The sequence below is a fragment of the Methanomicrobium sp. genome (assembly GCF_055145805.1).
In genome coordinates this window covers 1-20,493 of record NZ_JBSREC010000057.1, presented here as the reverse complement: position 1 = coordinate 20,493, position 20,493 = coordinate 1, and the positions used below count along the sequence as shown (strand labels likewise).

The window sequence follows — 20,493 nt, the reverse complement described above, 5'->3', positions numbered from 1 at the left end:
GAGAATATTTCCACTCTAAATCACTGAAAAAAGAAAATTCAGAATTATTCCTGCACAAAGTCCGAGACATAGCGTGTAGAAAGACACCATAAACGCAATCTTAAGTCCCATCTCTTTGTAAAGAACAGCTATTGTTGATATGCACGGGACAAAGAGGACACTCACAACTGCAAATATGTACAGCTGTGCCGAAGTCATTACAGATCCCAAATCTGCTGTTCCTGCCAGTATTGCAAGTGTCTCAAATGCCATCTCCTTTCTTAGTATTCCAAAGAGAAGTGATGTTGAGGCATAAGCGGGAAGGCCGAGGAGAGATTCCATATACAGCGCAAATATGTCCTGAAATGCCTGTATTGCGCCTGTGTATTGTAACACTCCCAGAAAAACGCTGCTTACAAGCAGAAGCGGCATTGCTATGAATAAAAATTCCTTCATTCTGAGCCACGCCCTCTGGAGGGTCTGCTTAAGTCTCGGTTTTCTCATCGGAACCATCTCAAGAATCATCCCGAACTGATCACCGGGGGCAAATCTTGTGAGGACAAATCCTGTGAGGATTATTAAAACGAATACCAGAAGGTATATCGAAAGAGCTGCTGTGATTCCGACAAATACTGCCACAATTCCGGCTATTATCACGGTTCTGGCAGAACACGGAACCATTGTGATAAGAAATGATGCAATAAATCTCTCTCTCTTTGAAAGCTGCCTGATACTCATTATGGCCGGAACGTTGCATCCGAATCCGAGAACCATCGGAATTAAGGCCTGCCCGTGCATCCCGACTTTGTGCATTGCCCTGTCAGCGAGAAATGCCGCCCTTGTCATATAGCCGGTGTCTTCAAGGACTGATACAATCATATAGAAAACAAAGACAAACGGAAATGCAATACCGAGTCCTGCCTCAACTGCAATCAAAAGCGAGAATGCAATCTGCTCCCAGAAAGGTGAAAGACCAAGTGTGTACATTGGCGCAATCAAAAATTCATCAAACAATCCGACTATTATCTCTTCTAAAAATGATCCGATAATAAATACACAAAGAAGCGTTGATATGAGAACAACTGCCATAATCGGCACACCGGGAATTGTTCTTGTAAGGAGTCTGTCGATGTTTCCCGTAATTTTTGACTCTCCATGTTTTGCCACTTTATCTGCAATATTTTTGGCGTCATTATGCCTGTTTGCGGCAATAATCTGGTGGACTGACATCCTGTGCTGCTCTTCAATCTCTTTTGAAATTGTCTTTGCAGAATCTATTAGTTCTTCATCTTCTCCTATTCCCAGAATTGATAAAAGTGCCTCGACTCTCTCACAGCCGCCAATCTTTTCAAGACTTCTCACAGCTGCCTCTATATGTTTGTCATAAGGTACGCTGTGTTTTGGTGTGCATGACTTCTCAATAGCCAGGGGAATTATCTTTTCAATATTTCTCCCTTCAATAGCGGCTGTTGCAAGAACATCACATCCGAGTATTTCAGAGAGTTTTTCTGTATCAATAAAAAGCCCCTTCTTTTCTGCCTCGTCTGTCATATTTAAGACAACAACTGTGGGAATCCCAAACTCGGCAATCTGCAACAGCAGGTAGAGATTTCTCTCAAGGTGATTTGCGTCAAGTACTGCAATTAACGTGTCAACATCTTTGTTTATGAGACAGCGGCGGACTTCTGATTCTTCCTCTGATAGTCCGTCCAGTGAGTAAACACCGGGAAAATCAACGACTTCAAATTTTTCACGCTGATAGCAGACGTTTCCGGAATACATTCCGATAGTTGTTCCGGGAAAGTTTGAGATCTCAACACCGATTCCGGTAAGAATGTTGAAAATTAAGGATTTTCCCACATTAGGATTCCCGATAAGACCAAATTTCAAAAAAAGTCCTCCTTTTTATTTTATTATTTATATTTTCTCAACAAAGACCGATGATGCAATCTCGGGACTTAATGCCACTTCGCATGATTTGATTGTGACAACCATCGCCCCGTTCGAGAGCCTTCGTTTAATTTTTATCGTCTCTTTCGGTATCACTCCGAGATCATGAAGTCTGTTTGTGCGTCCCGGACCCCCTTTTGTGCAGAGTATCTTTACTGTATCATTCTCAAAAAAACATGTAAGAGGAGAGCCCGAACAGTTATCTGCATAACAGAATCCTTCATTTTCCTTTCTCTGTCTTCTGCATCTGCCGGGACCTCCGAGATAGTTTTGGAGACGTTTTATTGTATCGTCTGATGCGCCGTGTTCAAGTGTGCATGCCTCCTTTGACGCGGCATCAGGCTCCATCCCAAGCATTTCTGTTAAGAATGACTCTAAAACGCGGTGTTTTTTTATTATACATTCTCCGGTTTTTCTTCCCTCGTCTGTCAGAGTAACACTTTTGTCTTCCCCGATTATCAGATATCCGAGTTTTTGGAGTTCAGACAAATCCTTTTCTATCTCCAAAGGTTTCTTTTCCAGAACTTTTGAAAGATTCTCAAGGGAATTTTGTGTTATAGATATGAATGAGTGATTAATTATTGCCTCAAGGTAATCTTCGGATTCGTTTGTCTGCATAGATCTACATAATGTCTGCATAAAATAAGAAAAAGATTGGTATTATTAGGAAAAAGAGTAAAAACCTAAAAATCATACAGATATTAAATTAAGAGGTGGCAGAGGGTTTGAGGTTCCGGTCTTTATTTGGAATTATTTTAGACAGAGATGATAAGAAGAAAAAAAAAGAGAGAGATGACGCTCTGGCATATTCTCTTCTTTTGAGAACATCGGGTGTTGATATTAAGGATGCAGGTCCGGTTCTCTCAAAATACTCCGAAAATATTCATAATATTACAATTGTCTGCACTGTTCTTTCAGAGGCAAATTCAAAAAACCAGCTGATTGATGTGATCGGATGTGAGGTTGAAAAGTTTCCCCTAAAAGCCCTCCGCCATATGATGGAAAATATAACAGAAAAAACCATCCATATCAATGAGAATTACAGGAGAAAACTCTTAAAAAAGATGCATGAGCAGATATTCGACACACATCACAATATAAGAATTATGAAAGATAAGAGGAATTATTCGGATTATCGTTCGGCACCTGTAAAAGAGTCTTCCCAGTACTGGCTTATGGTTCCTGAGGCATGCAGGGCAAAGGCTTCAAAGGGCGATCCGCAGCTTTTATTTCTGAAATTTCTTCTGGCCGGTTTCAGGATGTTTGTACTGGAAGAGCCGGGCCATCCTGTCGGAACGCCTTTCCCGGGCAGGCATGAGGTGGAGAAGGATTACAAAACATATTACTGTCCTGTAAGGGATAAGGCAGACGATGTTATATATTCAATATGCCCCTTCTGTCCGGCAAAACAGTCTCCCGAGTCAATGCTTCTTTATACCAAAAAACAGCGTGATAAGAGAAAAAAGCAAGGGCATATACAGAACTATTTTACAAATTTTAAGGGATAAATTCCCTTAAAGAAGAAATAAACTTCAATCAATATTTCTTCTCCTTTCATGCAAAACGAGAAGAAATAGCTTTCCCTGACTTTAATTTTTCTTTGATTATGAACAAACTCAAATTTTATCTTTGTAAAAAACCAATTAAAATTTTGAATAAATTTAAAATTTTAAAAAATTCTGAGGTTTAATTTTGAAGTCTGTTCTTGTTGTTGACGATGAGCCGGTTGTTCTGGAGCTTTTTGAAGGGCTTATCGGGAAGAATAACGGGGATATAAAGCTTGAGTGTTGCACTTCTCCACATGAGGCCATCAAAAAAGTCTCTGAATCTGATTTTGATGCGATAATTTCGGATTACAATATACCCGGGATGACTGGTATTGAGCTTCTCAGGAATCTAAGAGAATCCGGGAGTGAAGTTCCGTTTATTCTTTTAAGCGGATTATGCAGGGATAAAATTGCAGTCGATGCCATAAACGAGGGTGTTGATTATTTTTTGCTTAAAAACCAGAACTTTTCTGAACAGGTAAACAGGCTTGAAGAGATAATATCCATGGCTGCGACTCATAAAGGAGGCAGAAACGATGATAATTTCCATGAGGCAAAATACCGCTCACTAATCGAGTCCATGGACGACTCAATATATATGGTGGATGCGGACTGCCGATACCTTTTCATGAATCAAAAACATCTTGAGAGAATTGGCAGAACGAGTGAAATGTACAGGGGCATAAGGTATGGGGATTTTCATACTCCTGAAGAGTCCGAAAGGTTCTCAGACAAAGTCTTTAAAGTATTTTCTACCGGAGAAGAATTTGAGGAGATATATGAAAAAGGCGACAGGAAATATATCCGGGTTTTCAGTCCTGTAAGAAGTATAAATGACGAAAAGATAATTGCATCCAGTGTTATTTCAAAGGATATAACAGAAACAGCCGGGGATATTGAGGATGATTCGATATACATAGTCGATGAGAACTGCAAATATCTTTCAATTAACACACAACATCTGCAAAGACTCGGGATAAACTCTGAAGATACATTCATCGGAAGAAGCTATGATGAGTTTCATCCCAAAGGCAAGAATGAGAATTTCTCCCGTATAGTAAGTCAGGTCTTTGAAACCGGTGAGCTGCTAAAAGATGAGTATCTGTCCGGAAACTCGCATTTTACAAGAAGATTCTGCCCCGTTAAGGATATTTCAACAGGTGATGTGGTTGCTGTAACTGTTGTATCAACAAATGTAACTGATCAGAAGATCACTGAAAAGAGTCTGATTGAGGCGAATAAAAAAATAAATCTTTTAAACAGCATTACGAGGCATGATATCCTCAATCAGATGACAATTCTCCAGGGATATCTTGAAATATCTCTGGATCTTTCAGAAGATGGAGAAAAGAGAGTTTTCCTTGAAAAGCAGAAGGCAGCGGCAGACACCATATATCACCAGATAAGCTTTACAAGAGATTATCAGGATGTTGGCCTCCAGGCACCGAAATGGCAGAATGTGACAGATCTGATAGAAATGGCAGAAAAAAGCCTTGATCTGAAAGGGATAAATATTGTAAACCGGTGCGGGAATCTGAAAATTTTTGCTGATCCCCTTCTTGAAAAGGTATTTTACAATCTCATTGAAAATTCAGTCAGGTACGGCAGGAAAATATCAAAAATATTCCTATATTCTGAGAAAACACCGCATGGAATCAGACTCATATATGAGGATGACGGTGTCGGTATCAAAGATGAGGAAAAAAGCATAATCTTCAAACAGGGTTACGGCAAAAACACAGGCCTTGGTCTGTTTCTTATAAGGGAGATTCTTTCAATTACAGGTCTTGAAATTCATGAAACCGGTATTTTTGGGCAGGGAGTAAAATTCGTAATTGAGATTCCTGAAAAGATTTACTCTGAATAATATTCCCTTTAATGATTCACTAATTTTTCAGTCTTTTTTTCATCCGGCACTTTTGCATATAATGAGAATATAACTGCGAGAATACAGATAACTGCACCTGCCAGGAATGTGTACTTAAATCCTTCTGCAAGAATTTCTGTGTTTATCATATCAGGAGCAGTACCCGTGATTCCTGCTGCTGATATTTTAGAATAGATGACTGCAGCAAACACCGTTTCAAAGACGGCGACACCAAATGATGCACCTGTATCCCTTACAGTTACCATGAGTGCCGATACAACCCCCGGCTCATAATCCTTTGAATGTGAAAACAGGAGGCTGCTGTTTGCCGGAATAAATATTCCTGTTGAGAGTCCGAGCAGAAACAGACCTGAAAAGAGGAAGAGATATGATGTGACATCAGAGAGCATTGTGAACAGGACAAAGGATATGCCGCAGAGAACGGCCGATGCGGTACACAGGTTTCTGCTGCCCGCCTTATCAGAGATAACTCCTGCAAGAACGCCGCCTGCAATCATTGCAGCCGATGGTATTATGAGTATAATTCCGGATACTGACGGGCTGAGTCCTTCTATGTATTCAAGATAGAACGGGAATAAAAATGATGCTCCGGTAAATACGAGCATTATTATCAGGGCAGCGGAGTTTGCATAAGAAAAAGCCCTGCTTTTAAACATCTTCAGGTCAAGCAGCGGATTTTTGTGCTTTCTCTCATTTAAGTAAAATAATACAAGGGATATTACTGATATAAGTGCTGCGCCTGTTATGATAATTGAATTCCATCCGAGCTCACTGCCCATGTTAACCGCAAATATACCGGCGGAAAGAGATAATAAAATCAGAAAGGAGCCTGCAACATCAAAACCCTTTAAACTTCCCGTGGCAGTGTCTTTTGGAATAAGAAGGACTCCGCATATTACTGCCAGAATTCCGACAGGCACGTTTATTAAAAAAACCCAGTGCCATCCGGCATACTCTGTGAGAATGCCTCCGAGGAAAGGTCCTGCCGCAAGTCCTGCCGATGCCATAATTACAATGAAGGAAAGACCTTTCGTCCTCATATCCCCGGGAAGATAAAGTGCAACCATTCCCGGTGCAAGAGCGGACATTACAGATGCCCCGAGCGCCTGAAAAATCCTGAAAAGAATGAGAGGCAGAAATGCACTGAATATAAGAGGGGCAACGCCGCATAGAAGTGAGCCTGTCGTAAATATAACAAATCCCCGGACAAACATCTTTTTATATCCGCAGCTGGCAGCAATTTTTCCGGACATGAGCATGAAACTGCTCAGAACAATTAGATATACAAGGGATACCCAGCTTACAAGTCCGGTTGATATTCCGTAGCCCGACGATATTGAAGGAAGGGCAATATTGACTATTGTTACGTCAAGCGAGCCCATAAAAGCTGCAAGGGCTATTGTAAAAAGAAGAATTTTATTGTTTTTAATCATCGTTTGTCTTTTCACTGTGCTGTCCGGTATTTTTTCAGGGAAAGATATTCTTCCCTTAAATGTAATTAAAATGACTCATTTTTAATGCTGTATGAAACGGATTTGGTTTTTTAAGGTCCGTCCCACTTAAAGACGGGAATATGGCAGCTGTGATTTATTCCCTTGTTTTTAAAATAATCCTGGTGGTAGTCCTCAGCCTTCCAGAAATGCCCGGCCGGTTCAATTATCGTCGCAATAAAAAGACCCTTGTCTTCAAGTCTTTTTTTGAGCTTTTCCGCAGCTTTTTTATCCTCGTTGTTTGTGTAGAATATCGCCGATCTGTACTGGCTTCCTACATCAGGGCCCTGTCCGTCAGTCTGTGTCGGATCATGAATCTCAAAGAAGTGTTTTGTGAGTGTCTCAAACGTAATTCTTACAGGGTCATAGCAGACAAAGACTGTCTCGGCATGGCCTGTCTTTCCGGTGCATACGTCTGAATAAGTTGGATCTAACACATTTCCTCCCATATAACCGACTGATGTTGAAATAACGCCGTCAATATCTTCCATGCAGAATTGCACTCCCCAGAAGCATCCTCCGGCAAAATAAGCCTCTCCAAAATTAATCTGATTTTTTGGAATGAATAAAAGTGAAACCGAGTTTACGCAGTGCCTTATGTTTCTGGGCGTTAAGTGCTCGCCTTTGAATACATGACCCAGATGGGCACCGCAGTTTGCACATAAAATCTCTGTTCTGACTCCGTCAGCGTCCTCGGATTTTTTCACTGCTCCCTTCATGCAATCGTCAAATGAAGGCCACCCGCATCCGCATTTGAACTTATCCTTTGATGAGTAAAGCATTGCACCGCATCTTTTGCAGGTGTAGATTCCGTCCTCAAAAAAATCAAAATATTTTCCCCTGAACGGAAGCTCGGTTCCTTTATTGATTATAATCCTTCTTTCCTCTGAATCAAGCTCCCTGTATCCGTCTTTATTATTCCGGATTTCTGACATTACAACCCCTCCGTTATTTATCCTTAGATAACTCTCGCCGGATATATAACTGATGATGAAACCGGTGTTTTAAAATTTAAAAAAAGTAAGGGGGGAGGTTATTGTTTTTTCATCACAATATATGCCGCAAATATTCCTGAAAAAGCAAGAACTGCAATAAATCCGGGAGACGACTGTGTTGGAACAGGTGTCGTACTGCCTGAACCCGCAGGCACAAGTCCCATGGAAAGAGTTGCTGTCTGTCCTGCATATACTGTAATTTTAGAGTATGTATCTGAATATCCCGAGAGACGCAGCATTACCGTGTGCTCTCCGGGCGAAACACCGGTTTTTGTATAAGGGGTCAGTGTTCCGGTGTACACATCATCCAAAAATATCATTGCACCTGTTGGTGTTGAGGATACTGTCAGTGAGCCTGTATTTGTGGAAGGAGTTGATCCCATTTCAGCAAAGACATTAACAGGTGTCCCTGTCATTGTCACATATGTGACGTAGTCGGGATATCCTGAAAGCGTCAGTTTTACCTGATGCTGTCCCTGTGCAACGTTTTCCACAGGATATGAGACACCGTTCATCGTCTCCCCGACATAGACTCCGTCTAAAAAGATCTTTGCCCCGTAAGGATCGGATGTCACAAGTATCTCGTTGTTGACCGATATCGGGTTTAGGACTGCATAGACTGAGAGCTGTGTTCCCTCGATTACATTTACAGTCTTTTTGTAGTTGTAGTACCCGTTCTTTGAGACCACTATCTCATGGCTTCCTGATGAAAGGCCGGTGATAACATAAGGAGTCTTTCCGACATTTTTTCCGTTTACTGAAACATAGGCATCTGTGGGTTCGGAGGTCACTGATACCGATCCCGGTGATGAAAGACTCAGAAAGACGTTTTGCGTATATCCGCCGGAGACAGAAACACTTGTCTGTGCAGTCTCATATCCGCTCATTTCCGCTTCCACAGTGTATGTATCAGGTCTGAGTCCTGAAAGTGAGATAGGGGATACTCCCTGGTAGACGTTGTTTAAGTGGATTCTTGCACCTGTTGGTGAGGTTGTTATGTATAATCCGCCGGTATCAGAGCCTGTGGGACTTGTTGTTGGCATTGGATTCAGTGTTACATATACGTCGGCAGTCTGTCCCGCAGCAGGTGTTGCAGGAAGGTTTGTTGTGCCTGTGTAATATCCGGATTTCTGAACAGAAACCTGTGAATAAGGTGTTCCTGTAGTATAAACTCCGACAGAAAGGACACCGGCAGCTGTCTGGCCCATGTAGTTGCCGTCGAAGTAGACGTTTGCACCATCTATATTGCAGTGGACGTTGTACCATGCCTGATCACCGCCGACAGCACCGGCAGGAGCCGATAATGCGCATAAAGAGGCGATAGCAAGCACAAGCATTCCGGATATAATATTCTGCTTCATAATAATCTAATCCATTTCCAAAAAGATATACATTGCTGAGAGTGGGGGATTTTTAGAGTTCAGAAAAATCCCAAACAAGGGTCTTTAATACCTGGGGATTTGTCAGGGATTAATCCGGCGTATATTCTCTGTGAATGTCAGAAGGGGTTTAATCCTTTCTTTTCGACAGCAAACCCTTTTATCTATAAATACAAATCTATTCATAATTCCGGAAGAGAACTATTTCATTATAATAAGAGCATAAGACATTTTGAATTTTTAATGAAATACTTTTGAAACGCCCGTTTCATGAGTTGCCTGCTAAAAGATGTCGCAGTTGTTTTTCATTGTAAAGAAGATATCTTCTGAGATTAGCTGTAAATAACAATGCGGGGGACGAAGTGTCCTCTCCGTATACGGATAATATATATGGGTGATCATAACGAATCTTCCTGATTTGGATGGTGATGAGGGTGTTCTCGCCGAAATACCAAATGTAGAAGTGAAATCAATAGATTTCAGATTGTTTCTGACGAATAAGAGGCTTTTATTATTAAAGGACAATGGCGGAAAAACATCTCCTGTTATTGTTCCACTTCAGGTAATCCGCTCAGTAGGTAAGGGAACGAATTTTGCAGACGATCCTGTGCTCAAACTATCCCTTTCAGCACCTGACGGCAGCCAGAAGAAGATGGTAATTGCCTTCACACAGGAATTTTCCGGAATCAGGGATAAGGAACGCGATCAGCTGAAAAAAGTTCTTGAGGGTGTCATATCAGAATCCCGGACGACTGTCAGAACTGCACCAAAGCCCCCGCAGTCCGGATTTCCAGGGGGAGATTTTGGCTTTGGTCAGCAGAGTCAGCCGGGTCAGCCATATCAGAATCCCGGAGATTTCGGACAGGCACCGGCACGGGGTCCCGGAGATGCCATTCTTACTGCTGCAAATGTGGTAGTAAAATCACAGGAATATACAGTCTCTCTTACAATCGAAAAGATTACACTTACAGATCCAAACCGTACCAATAAGCCGTCTTCTATTCCGCTGGCGGCAGTCAGAAGTGCCGAGGGCGAAACCGGAGATCAGGGAGAGCCTGCAATAGCTCTTCTTGTTGAAGCCCAGAACGGCAATATCAGGAGAATGGTTCTTAAATTTTCACAATGGTATGACAAAAACCGGTGGGGTGAGCGTGAGACCTGGACCCGTGCAATTCAGGATATTCTTGCAACCGGAAGCGTGGGTGAACTTTACAGGCCGACAGAAGCCGAATGCACCCCGCAGTCAGGATTTGTCCCGCCTCAGGGAGGTTTTTCTGCAAGACCACCCGGTTTTGGAGGTTCTCCGGATGTATGTCCGCAGTGCAACGCCCCTCTTCCCCCCGGTTCGAAATTCTGCGGAAACTGTGGTTCTTCTATAGCAGATCACATCCCTAATCCACAGTCACATGCACCAAATCCTGATTATTCCATGTCTTCGGGTGGAATTATTGACTCTGAACCTTATGGTGCCGGTGATCCATACGGGAGTGATACGATGTATGCACCGGCACCTCAGAAAAGAAGGGCTCCCAAAAAAAAGGCGAGGGTCAAAAAGGCGCCAAGAAGACGAAAGCCTGCCGGAGAGGATATCTTTGGAAAGAGTGGCGGAGGGCCGCTCATGTCAGAGAATTCCGCTGCCGGAAGACTTATCGGATTCATCACATCACCGGGCCGTACATATCAGATGACAAAGGGGCAGGATGCAGTTGATGCAGCGCCGGTCTTTATAATCTCAATTCTGATATTTGCGCTGGGAAATACCCTGTTTTTAAACTGGTATACAAAGTCCTTAGATCCGGCAACATATCCTGTTCTGAGTACATTTGCGGAATTTGGGACAGCGTTCTTCTTCGCAGTTGAGATGGCTGTATTTCTTGCTGTAATGACGCTGATTTACGGAGTACTTCTGCATTTGAGTGTGGGGATACTCGGGTACAGAAGTGAGATAAATGACGGCATAAGAATTGCAATGTACTCATCTGTTGCTTTTATTGCGGGCGGGATAATTCCGGTTATCGGAATATTTCTGATGCCTTTATGGGCATTTTATCTCCAGTTTACAGGTATTGGTGAGACATATGACCTGTCGGGGATGCAGGCTCTGATTGCAGCCGCAATTCCTGCCGTTCTGGCACTGATAGTATTTTATTTCTTTATAATATCAGGAGAGAGTAGTTTTGCGATATTCGGAGGTGCGTGAGATAAGATTCCGGATTTTTGTTACCTTTTTTATTGCACTGGCTTTAATGGCAGGCTGTGCGTCGGCGGCTGATGTTTCATTTGCAGAACAGCAGGGAAATATCAATAATGATTCATATCTTGAAGTTACGTTTACAGGTTCAATTTCAGATGCTACTGCAACAGAAGACAGTCAGTGGGTATGGAATTTTGGAGACGGGAGTGCTGTTGGAACAGGCCAGACTGTGACTCATACATATTCTGCAGATTCTTTTCCTTCAATAAGTGAACCACTTGAATACATGATTGCATTAAATGTGACAAAAGATGAGACATACGGAGGGGGGACTGTTAGTACATCCCGATTGATAACTCTTGAAGAGCCGGAATTGATAGGATCTTTTACTGCGTCTGTCACATCAGGATCTTATCCTCTGACGGTTACTTTTGAAGATACAACTCTGGGGAGGCATCTTATAACGGGCTGGACTTTTGGGGATCAAAGTGATGACAATCCTGCAACCGCCACTGTCACTCACACATTTGAAACAGATGATGTTTATTCAGTTGTACTGACTGTGACCCGGGGTATTGGAGAGACAAGTACACCTTCAAAGGACATTATTGTCACAAAACCCTGGCCTGTTGCATTATTCACTACTAATGTTACCACAGGAAAGGCACCTTTGTCTGTTAAATTTACTGACCAGTCGACAATTGCGGCAGGAAACATTTCCGGATGGAGCTGGAATTTTGGTGATTATACTTCTCTCTCCGATGATCAGAATCCAGAGCACACTTTCCAAAAGCCTGGCAATTATACTGTTGTGCTCACAGCGACAGGAAACGGAAAGTCAAGTACGGATGAGAGGAATATTGTTGTTAAAAATCTGACAGCTTCATTTTATGCAGATTCTGATCAGCGTTCAGGAAAAGGACCTCTGACTGTAAAATTCACAAGTACTTCAACAGGAGATATAACTTCATATTACTGGACGTTTGGGGATGGTAAAAGTGATGATACTGCAAATCCTGAACATATTTTCCGATATCCAGGATTATATGATATAAAACTGACAATCACAGGGCCGGATGGATATAAGGATAGTTTAACCAAAGAAGATTATATTGAGGTTTCAACTGATACACCGACACTCACCGCAACCCCTAAATCCACCGCAACGACTGCGGCTCCCACTTATGACATTGATACCACAGAAGTCACAACCACTGCTGTAAATTCCGCTCTCACTGTGCCCGGAACAAAGATATTTGGAATTCCGGGAACGGAATTTTTCAGAACAGAGATCGGGAGATTATATGGTTTTTACAAGGAATATCTCTATTTAATGACCCATTTATCCTGAAAAAGTCAAAAATAAAAAAGGAAAAAAATTTTTCAAAAAAAATTATTTTTCTGCCTTTCCCTGTTTTGAAACGGCATCCATTGCGGCTTTTATCGCTTCCTGATCCCCGAGGAAATAATGACGGAGTGGTTTTAGGTTTTCATCAAGTTCGTACACAAGAGGAACTCCTGTCGGGATGTTCACCTGCGCAATATCGTCATCCGAGACCTCATCAATAATTTTTACAAGCGCTCTTATGCTGTTTCCGTGGGCGGCTATTAAGATTCTTTTCCCTGATTTTACAGAAGTTGCAATCTCTTTCTCCCAGATTGGCAAAACCCTTGCAACTGTATCCTTAAGACACTCTGTAAGCGGCATCTCCTCAGGTCTGAGTTCATTATAGCGTCTGTCGTTTGCCGGATTTCGCGGGTCATCCTGTGTCAGCTTATCAGGGGGCGTGGTATAACTCCTGCGCCATATAAAGACCTGGTCGTCGCCGTATTTTGCAGCGGTTTCTGCCTTGTTGAGTCCCTGAAGCGCTCCGTAATGGCGTTCATTTAGTCTCCATGAGCGGACAACGGGAATCCACATGAGATCCATCTCATCAAGTGTTATCCACAGCGTTCTTATTGCCCGTTTCAGAACAGATGTGTACGCCATGTCAAATGTGTAGCCCTCTTTTTTCAGAAGTTCTCCGGCCGAATGTGCCTCCAAAAGACCCTTCTCTGAGAGATCAACATCAGTCCAGCCCGTAAAACGGTTCTCCTTGTTCCAAACGCTTTCACCATGGCGAAGCAGGACGATTTTGTACATTTTAAAAAAAACTCCGGGTATTTATAATTAGTTTGTGCTGATAGTAGAAAAAAAGTGATTGTATAGGTTATGGTTATTATGATACTGTTGCGGATGCGGTAACTGTTCCGTATTCAGAGCCTGTGCTCTCGGATGCAGCGTATTTTCCCTTCTGGTTTATAATGTCGACCATTAAAACACCTGTTCCGCTGTCTTCTTTTGTAGCTTTCACCTCAATTGTTCCTGAAGGACTGTTAAGTGTGATCTGCTTATAACCAAACATCTCAGTTAATCCTTCATCATCTGTTATTGTTGTTGTAACTCCGTTTACTGTGTAGCTTCCCGACCATTCCCCTGAATAGATTATCTGAATATTCCATGTTCCAAAGCTCTCAGAGACGGTGGTTGTGCCGCCGGTAGCAGAGCCGGTCGAAGTTGTGGGTGAAACTGTTGCAGCAGTACCTGATGGCGCAGCAGATGATCCGGAACCTGCCAGCATTCCGCTGTTAACAGCGTATGCAGCCACTGCAAGAACAACAACGACTGCCACAATGATTCCCAGAATCTTCGGAAGACCTTCCGGTATTCTGCTCTCTTTGTAGCCGTAAGGATCGTAATCCTCTCTCCCTGATCCTCTCCTCCCTTTTTTGTGTTCCCGTTCAGCAAGTTTTGCATCTTTTAACCTCTGCTTTTCGGCAAGGCGGTATGCTTTCTGCTGTTCTTTTTGAATTTTACCCGGAGATGGTGTTCTGCTCTGCTTTGGTGGTTTTCCTCTCGCCTGCCTCTTTAAATTCATGTAATCAGGGTCGTCTGCAAGAGTGATTCCCCCCGCCGGTGCACCATATGGTGGTGCCGGTGGTCTTCTTTGTGCATAAGGGTCTGAGACCGGAGGAACAGGCGGACGCTGCCCTGAAGGTGGCGCGGGGGGTCTTGCGTATTCCTGTTGTGCCGGTGTTGCTGCTGCCTCAGCCTTTTTACCGCATGAAGGGCAGAACATTGACCCTGCAGGCATGTTTGCGCCGCAAAAACGGCAGAAAGACGGGGCCCGGGAGGCCTGCTGCTCATTTGCCGGCGGTACAGGCATTCTTTGAGGGGGCCTGGGTGGTATTCTGTCTTCTCCGGGCATAACAGGCGGCATCCCCTGTGGAGGATAACGTGTCTGTTCACCATATTGCTGTGGCTCAGGTTGCGGCACCTGGCCAAATCTTTCCCCGGGGGGAGGATAGGGGGCATTGGTGAATCCCTGGTCTCTTCCGGGAATATCTTCATACTGTGGTGTATACGGCGGAGTCTGCGATGGTCTCTGCTGCGGCTGAAAACCTGAAACCGGTGACCGCATATCAGGTTCGGGAGGGGCTACCCGTTTTAATTTTTCAATCCAGTCGTCTCTTTCTGAATAGCGGTAATCTCCTGTCTGGGTGAATCTTAAGATAAGATCCCCAAGATCTCCGGCCGGCTTTTGGATTGAAAATTCAATTGTCGGTGTTCCTGCCTGATCAGCCCGGGGCTCAAATCTCCTTACAAGATTTAGGGGAAATACAAGCTCTTTTTTCTCATAGAGATCATCTGTTTTTTTTGCAAAAATTATTCTTTTATTTGTAAGAACTGCGTCAAAAGAAGCGTTTTTTACAGTGACATCCGGTGAAATTCTGATAATTTCTTCTCCGGGATTTAATTGAGGTTTGTACATATTTACTGTTTAAAATGTAGGACAAATGAAATCATAAATGATTCCCTGATAAATGATAATAATACCAAAATGTAAAATCCCGGGAAAAAGCCATGAAATATGGGATTTTGCAGATATATAGCTAAAAAATCTTTTTTAAACGGGGTTTTTTATTAAAATAAAAATCAGGATATAGTTTATATTATTGTTATGCATAAGTTTAGAATTAGCTGACTGCCTTTCCGGTAGAAATAATCAAAAAAAGTGTTCAGGTTTTTTGCGGGGGGACAATAATTTTTTGCAGAGTTTATAACTGGTAAATTATCTGTAAATTTCTCTTTGAAAACCATATACTATGGGGGATATGTGAGTTGGATAATAATACGAATGCCTTTTGGAAGATAGATAAATTGTGCCGGAAAGGTTACAATATCCTTGATTATGGAATAATTATCAGTACTTTTCTTTCTTTTTTTATAATTTTGGTATTCCATAACATATCCCGGGTAACAGTCTTTCCGAGTCTGTTATATATCCCGATAATTCTTTTTGCCTACAGATATCCCGGAAAAGGTGTCATGTTTGCCACAATCATCTCAATATCGTATTTTATTACGTTTTGGATAATGATTGAACCGGTCTCCGGTTTATATGTTGATGCTGTCGTAAGAATCTTAATTTTTATTATCACCGGCGGAGTGGTCTCTTATCTTTCAAAGCAGATGTATTCTGAGAAGATCAGATATCTTAATCTCTTTAACAATCTCTCGGATGCGATTTTTGTAAGTGAAACAGATAATGACAGATATACCGAAAATATTACAGACTGTAATGTTATGGCCTGTGACTCACTTGGGTATAAAAAGAAGGAATTCCTGGAACTATCTTTAAAAGATCTTGCCGTACCTGAAGACAGGGAAAAAGTAAGCCTTGCCGGACAGTATCACGGTTTCAATTATCCTGATTCATTCAATGTAATGATTGCGAAAAAAGACGGCACGAAAGTTCCGTTTGAATTAAGTACCCATACTTATGAGACCGGGAAGAAAACTGTCCACGTAACAGTTGCCCATAATATTGAAACCAGACTGGAGGTGGAAAAGAAGATCCTTGAGAACAGGTGGAAACTGGAAGAGTCCCAGAAGATTGCCCGTCTCGGATACTGGGAAATTGATGCAACGACCGGTATTCAGTCATGGTCGGATGAGACATTCAGGATATTTATGATACCCCGCTCTTCTGATATGACAATAAACCCGGATGATTTTAAAAGATTCATTCACCCTGATTATCAGGAGAAGTACCTTTTGGAATATGAAAGTTCAGTATATGAAAAAAAGGACTTTTCTATGAAATACATCATTATCAGAGGAGACGGGGAGGAAAGATGGGTTCATTCCAGATGTCATCACTACACAACTGAAAGCGGGGAAATTATCCGTTCCCTGGGAACAATTCTTGATATTACAAAGGATGTCGATGCCGGGATAAAAATTGCAGAACAGGCAAAATTTTTTGAAACTCTCCTTGAAACAATACCCCTTCCTGTTTACTATAAAGATAAAAACGGTGTATATATCGGCTGCAACCGGGCATTTGCAAATCTGCTGGGAAAGAAAAAGGATTTCATTTTAGGAAAAACCGCATCTGAATTTTTAGATGAGAAATCAGCTGCCGAACAGACCAAAAGAGATGATATGACCCTTTCGATGTCAGGAATACAGATATATGAATCCGGACTTTCCTTTAAAAACAGAAGCCCGCGAAATATGATAGTAAGCAAGGTGGCGATAAAGGACCCAAAAAATGATTCTGCTATAATACTTGGTGTAATGCAGGATATTACTGATATAAAGATGACAAAGGAGAACTTAAGAAAGTCACTTGAGGAGAAGAATGTTCTTCTCCAGGAGGTTCATCACAGGGTGAAAAACAATCTTGCCGTCATATCCGGAATCCTTGAGATTGAAAAGAGCAGAATAAAGGATGAGGATGCACTGAACTTTTTAAATGAGGCGGAAAACAGAATTCAGTCGATGGTTATCGTTCACGAAAGCCTCTATCATTCCGAAAATGTTGCAGGGATGGATGCTGATGAGCACTTCAGAAGCCTCTTTGAGTCTGTTCTTATCTCCTATTCACCCGCTGCAGTGATCTCTCTTGATATAGATACTTCCGGGTGTATTATTGACATAAACTCTGCAATTCCCTGCAGCCTTGTTATAAATGAAATACTGACTAATTCGATGAAATACGCATTTTCCGGCATGTCTGAGGGTAAAATTACAATTGATATGCAGTGTGACGGGAATGATTATTCTCTTGTTATTGCAGATGACGGCTGCGGTATTCCAAAAAATATTGTTCCGGAGGAGTCCTCTACACTTGGAATGAAAGTAATCTCAAATATTGTCAGACTCCAGCTTATGGGAACTGTCTCTTTTTCAGGAGATAACGGAACAAAATGGGTTATGAAGTGGCCTAAAAAGAATAATAAATAATTATTTCAGAGGTTTTTTTCGTCCTGTTTTGCAGGACAGAAGTTGCATATTGAATGGAATATTTCCTCTTCCTTATCACGTATCGGGCAGAAAAATCCGTTTTCATTTTTTGTAACCTCAAAACCGCCGGGAAAAGGTGTTCCCACAGGATGGCCCGGCTCATCTGTGACAAACATTGCGAATGCACTCAGGAGGTAGTAGAAGAGATCGTAATAAGGCGCTTTTTTTTCTTCGACAAGTCTGTGTTTCTCTTTATCCGGGTCAAAGCAGCCCTTTGGTATCATGTCGCAGAATTCAAGATAGGTCTTTAAATCTGTAATCGGCTCATTGCTCTTTTCAAACTTACCCTCCCGGTAATTAAGAATAAGTCTGTGATAGCGCCCGAAGAACCATTTCTTCGCATGTGGTCTGAATTTTTCCCTGTACGGCATCGGAAGTATATCTATCTCATCCCTTGCTCTTGCAGCAATTATCTGGAGATCATGCATATGATACTTAAGAAGCTCTTCTGCCAGAAAACGGCCGAGCTCACCTTTTTTCCGAAACGTTTTCATCGTATCGGCGACCTGCATTATTTTTTTGTAGTCTTCAGCCCGGGACACCATATTTCAAAACCAGTAATTTTTTATTTCTTATCAAGACTCATCATCAGTGTTTTTAACATGTAAGTCAGCTGCGGGATCTGAATTACTGTTCCTATGACTTTTCCTTCAGTTTTTCCAATAAAAAATCCTGTTGATTCGTCAATAATCATAAACAGTTTCCCCTCGGGAGTTGGCATATTTTTATTCTCTATGGATGCAATTCCTCTTTCAAGAGAATTCATCATATCGCTGAATTCAGTCACCCTGAGATTTGTTCCGGTAAAATCAGCCTTGTTTTTTGCATATATCTCAACATTTATTTTTTTCTTTATCTTTTTTAACTCCGGCCTTATCCACCCGAAGAGGGAATAGTCATGCACCCAGATAAGAATCTCTTTATCTGCACTTAGCATGAGGGTTTTTATTCTGTTTTTTATACCCCATTCCGAGTGAATCGCCCATATCATTGAAGGGGGTTTTGAGTTGAGATGAAGATTTGAGAGATAATTTATTGACTCGTTTATTGAATTATTCATCTCTGTTTTTAGTTTACCAAGTATTTCACCCGGATTTTCGGCATAGTAATATGACGGGTTTCCCTCCTGAACTTCGATAAAATTTCGGTCGGAAAGACTCTTTAAAACCGAGTATATTCTTCCCTGGGGAACGCCGCTCTGTTCATGAATCTCACGGGCTGTTGCCATCCCGAAACCCGTGAGTGAAATATAGGCTTTAGCCTCATATTCTGTGAATCCCAGTTTTTTAAGGGTATTTATTACGCTTTCAACCATTTACAACTCCCTAAGTTTAATATAATTAATACGCATCTGTGTGTTATATAATTTAAGCAGCAGAAAATGCGAAGCAGAGATGTAATTATCTGATAGGTTTTTAGCAGAACAACATTATTTTAAAAGCCCGGATTGCCTGGGTATTGGATAGAAACTCCTGTAGTTGTAGATCTTTTAATATCTGATTCCTCAAAAGATCTATAAGATTTTGAAGACTGCACGGGAGTTTTTATCTGAACATGGGTTTTTAGTCTGGAGAAGTTTGAAAATGAGGAGAGTAATTAATTCCTGTAGCGTTTATTCATTTCCTGAGGATAATTGTCCGGAGACTGCAGGAATCTGGGAAGATGCAGGATTTACCCCGCCGCGGGTTTATATGCATTTTACGGAATTTCTGCATCTTATATTTGTAAATGAGGGCAGCATCTCCGAATACCTCTTAAAGGATGTAACAGGGATGATAAATAAACCAAAATTGCAGTCCGGCGGCAGTTTTGTAATTTTTGATAATGAAAAGATGTGCAGCTATGCAAAAAGTATGGGGATTGTAATTTCAAAAAAAGATGAAAGTCAGATTGCGGCTGAAATCACCGCAGGAATTATTGCCGATTACATGCCGGAATATGATATTTTCCACGATCTGACAAAAACAATTATTCCTGATAAAAATGAAATATTTAAGGAATATTCTTCTCTGAAGGCCTGAAAAATATGAATAATAAATATACGGAATACATGGCGGAGGCCTGATTATCCTGAGATCACCATTTGAGTTAATAGCGGGCTCCATTAATAAAAGGCCGTTTCTTGTTGCGGGGATAGTAGTCGCAGTACTGTTAATGGCGATGTACGGCGCCACGCTGACGACAATGAAGACCGGGACTGAGACCTATCTTTACACTGACAAACCTGTCGGGTCCCTGATGGTCCACTACGCAGATGAATTTGGATCGGATTCAATAATTCTCATTGTTGAGGGTGCGGATATAACAACACCTGATGTTATAAAATATCTCGAAACTCTTGAAGAGGACATAATAAACGAGAGATATATTGCCGGTGTAACAGGTCTTCCTGATCTTTTAAAGCAGCAAAACGGAGGGGTTTTGCCGCAGAACAAGGCTGATATAAGTGCTATTTTGGATTCTGCACCTGAAGAATATGTAAGTCTGCTTGTTCCGTCAAAGACGATGACACTTGTATCCATTCCTCTTGAGGCCGGAATTTCTGATGAATCACAGACAGGTATCGTACACAGCATAGATTCACTTTTATCATTTTCACCGCCACCGGCAGGGATAACTATAACAGCCTCCGGAAGCCCTGCATTTTCGGTTGAGATGCAGGAGGATATGGGCAGCAGTATGGGGACTCTCATCGGTCTTGCCAGATCGGAAGAGCACA

Annotated in this window: 15 protein-coding genes and 1 pseudogene; 7 read left to right on the top strand and 9 right to left on the bottom strand. The window is 41.9% G+C overall.

What is annotated here, in order from left to right; all coding sequences use genetic code 11:
* Positions 1–15: 15 nt before the first annotated feature.
* On the bottom strand, positions 16–1,869 hold the full coding sequence (feoB, locus tag ACTB1O_RS04740; protein WP_462993991.1) for a ferrous iron transport protein B: 1,854 nt from the start codon (positions 1,867–1,869) through the stop codon (positions 16–18).
* A gap of 27 nt (positions 1,870–1,896) precedes the next feature.
* On the bottom strand, positions 1,897–2,547 hold the full coding sequence (locus tag ACTB1O_RS04735) for a metal-dependent transcriptional regulator (protein WP_462993990.1): 651 nt from the start codon (positions 2,545–2,547) through the stop codon (positions 1,897–1,899).
* 107 nt (positions 2,548–2,654) lie between these two features.
* On the opposite strand from ACTB1O_RS04735, the gene ACTB1O_RS04730 reads away from it, so the two are divergent.
* Both ACTB1O_RS04730 and ACTB1O_RS04725 read left to right on the top strand, forming a co-directional pair.
* A complete protein-coding gene (locus tag ACTB1O_RS04730; protein ID WP_462993989.1) occupies positions 2,655–3,437 on the top strand; it encodes a DUF2115 domain-containing protein in 783 nt (260 codons plus the stop codon).
* 184 nt (positions 3,438–3,621) lie between these two features.
* The gene (locus ACTB1O_RS04725) at positions 3,622–5,343 is read left to right on the top strand and encodes a response regulator (RefSeq protein ID WP_462993988.1); all 1,722 of its coding nucleotides are present in this window, start codon (positions 3,622–3,624) and stop codon (positions 5,341–5,343) included.
* An 8-nt stretch (positions 5,344–5,351) separates the two neighbouring features.
* On the opposite strand, the gene ACTB1O_RS04720 is transcribed toward ACTB1O_RS04725, so the two are convergent.
* The 3 genes from ACTB1O_RS04720 to ACTB1O_RS04710 form a co-directional block, all read right to left on the bottom strand.
* Positions 5,352–6,812: an MFS transporter gene (locus ACTB1O_RS04720; protein ID WP_462993987.1), complete on the bottom strand. Its 1,461-nt coding sequence runs from the start codon at positions 6,810–6,812 to the stop codon at positions 5,352–5,354.
* A gap of 95 nt (positions 6,813–6,907) precedes the next feature.
* Positions 6,908–7,789, bottom strand: coding sequence for a bifunctional methionine sulfoxide reductase B/A protein (locus tag ACTB1O_RS04715; RefSeq protein WP_462993986.1), 882 nt, complete (start codon positions 7,787–7,789; stop codon positions 6,908–6,910).
* Between the two features lie 98 nt (positions 7,790–7,887).
* Complete coding sequence (locus tag ACTB1O_RS04710) at positions 7,888–9,210, bottom strand: PEGA domain-containing protein (protein ID WP_462993985.1); 1,323 nt, start codon at positions 9,208–9,210, stop codon at positions 7,888–7,890.
* A 436-nt stretch (positions 9,211–9,646) separates the two neighbouring features.
* Here ACTB1O_RS04710 and ACTB1O_RS04705 point away from each other — a divergent pair, with 436 nt between their 5' ends.
* Together ACTB1O_RS04705 and ACTB1O_RS04700 are read left to right on the top strand one after the other, a co-directional pair.
* On the top strand, positions 9,647–11,428 hold the full coding sequence (locus ACTB1O_RS04705; protein WP_462993984.1) for a YIP1 family protein: 1,782 nt from the start codon (positions 9,647–9,649) through the stop codon (positions 11,426–11,428).
* Positions 11,406–12,773: a PKD domain-containing protein gene (locus ACTB1O_RS04700; RefSeq protein ID WP_462993983.1), complete on the top strand. Its 1,368-nt coding sequence runs from the start codon at positions 11,406–11,408 to the stop codon at positions 12,771–12,773. Before ACTB1O_RS04705 ends, ACTB1O_RS04700 begins: the two co-directional genes overlap by 23 nt.
* A 42-nt stretch (positions 12,774–12,815) precedes the next feature.
* On the opposite strand, the gene gpmA is transcribed toward ACTB1O_RS04700, so the two are convergent.
* Both gpmA and ACTB1O_RS04690 read right to left on the bottom strand, forming a co-directional pair.
* Positions 12,816–13,565, bottom strand: coding sequence for a 2,3-diphosphoglycerate-dependent phosphoglycerate mutase (gpmA, locus tag ACTB1O_RS04695; protein WP_462993982.1), 750 nt, complete (start codon positions 13,563–13,565; stop codon positions 12,816–12,818).
* 76 nt (positions 13,566–13,641) lie between these two features.
* Positions 13,642–15,234 carry a hypothetical protein gene (locus ACTB1O_RS04690; RefSeq protein ID WP_462993981.1) on the bottom strand — a complete coding sequence of 531 codons (1,593 nt, stop codon included), beginning with the start codon at positions 15,232–15,234 and terminating at the stop codon, positions 13,642–13,644.
* 350 nt (positions 15,235–15,584) lie between these two features.
* Here ACTB1O_RS04690 and ACTB1O_RS04685 point away from each other — a divergent pair, with 350 nt between their 5' ends.
* Complete coding sequence (locus ACTB1O_RS04685; protein ID WP_462993980.1) at positions 15,585–17,714, top strand: PAS domain S-box protein; 2,130 nt, start codon at positions 15,585–15,587, stop codon at positions 17,712–17,714.
* 5 nt (positions 17,715–17,719) lie between these two features.
* On the opposite strand, the gene ACTB1O_RS04680 is transcribed toward ACTB1O_RS04685, so the two are convergent.
* Together ACTB1O_RS04680 and ACTB1O_RS04675 are read right to left on the bottom strand one after the other, a co-directional pair.
* Positions 17,720–18,319: a DUF2115 domain-containing protein gene (locus ACTB1O_RS04680; protein WP_462993979.1), complete on the bottom strand. Its 600-nt coding sequence runs from the start codon at positions 18,317–18,319 to the stop codon at positions 17,720–17,722.
* A gap of 20 nt (positions 18,320–18,339) precedes the next feature.
* Positions 18,340–19,089 carry a TrmB family transcriptional regulator gene (locus ACTB1O_RS04675; RefSeq protein WP_462993978.1) on the bottom strand — a complete coding sequence of 250 codons (750 nt, stop codon included), beginning with the start codon at positions 19,087–19,089 and terminating at the stop codon, positions 18,340–18,342.
* A 268-nt stretch (positions 19,090–19,357) separates the two neighbouring features.
* Here ACTB1O_RS04675 and ACTB1O_RS04670 point away from each other — a divergent pair, with 268 nt between their 5' ends.
* Both ACTB1O_RS04670 and ACTB1O_RS04665 read left to right on the top strand, forming a co-directional pair.
* A complete protein-coding gene (locus ACTB1O_RS04670; RefSeq protein ID WP_462993977.1) occupies positions 19,358–19,795 on the top strand; it encodes a hypothetical protein in 438 nt (145 codons plus the stop codon).
* Positions 19,796–19,928: 133 nt separating this feature from the next.
* Positions 19,929–20,493 (top strand): annotated as a pseudogene (locus ACTB1O_RS04665) (efflux RND transporter permease subunit); the annotation flags it as partial.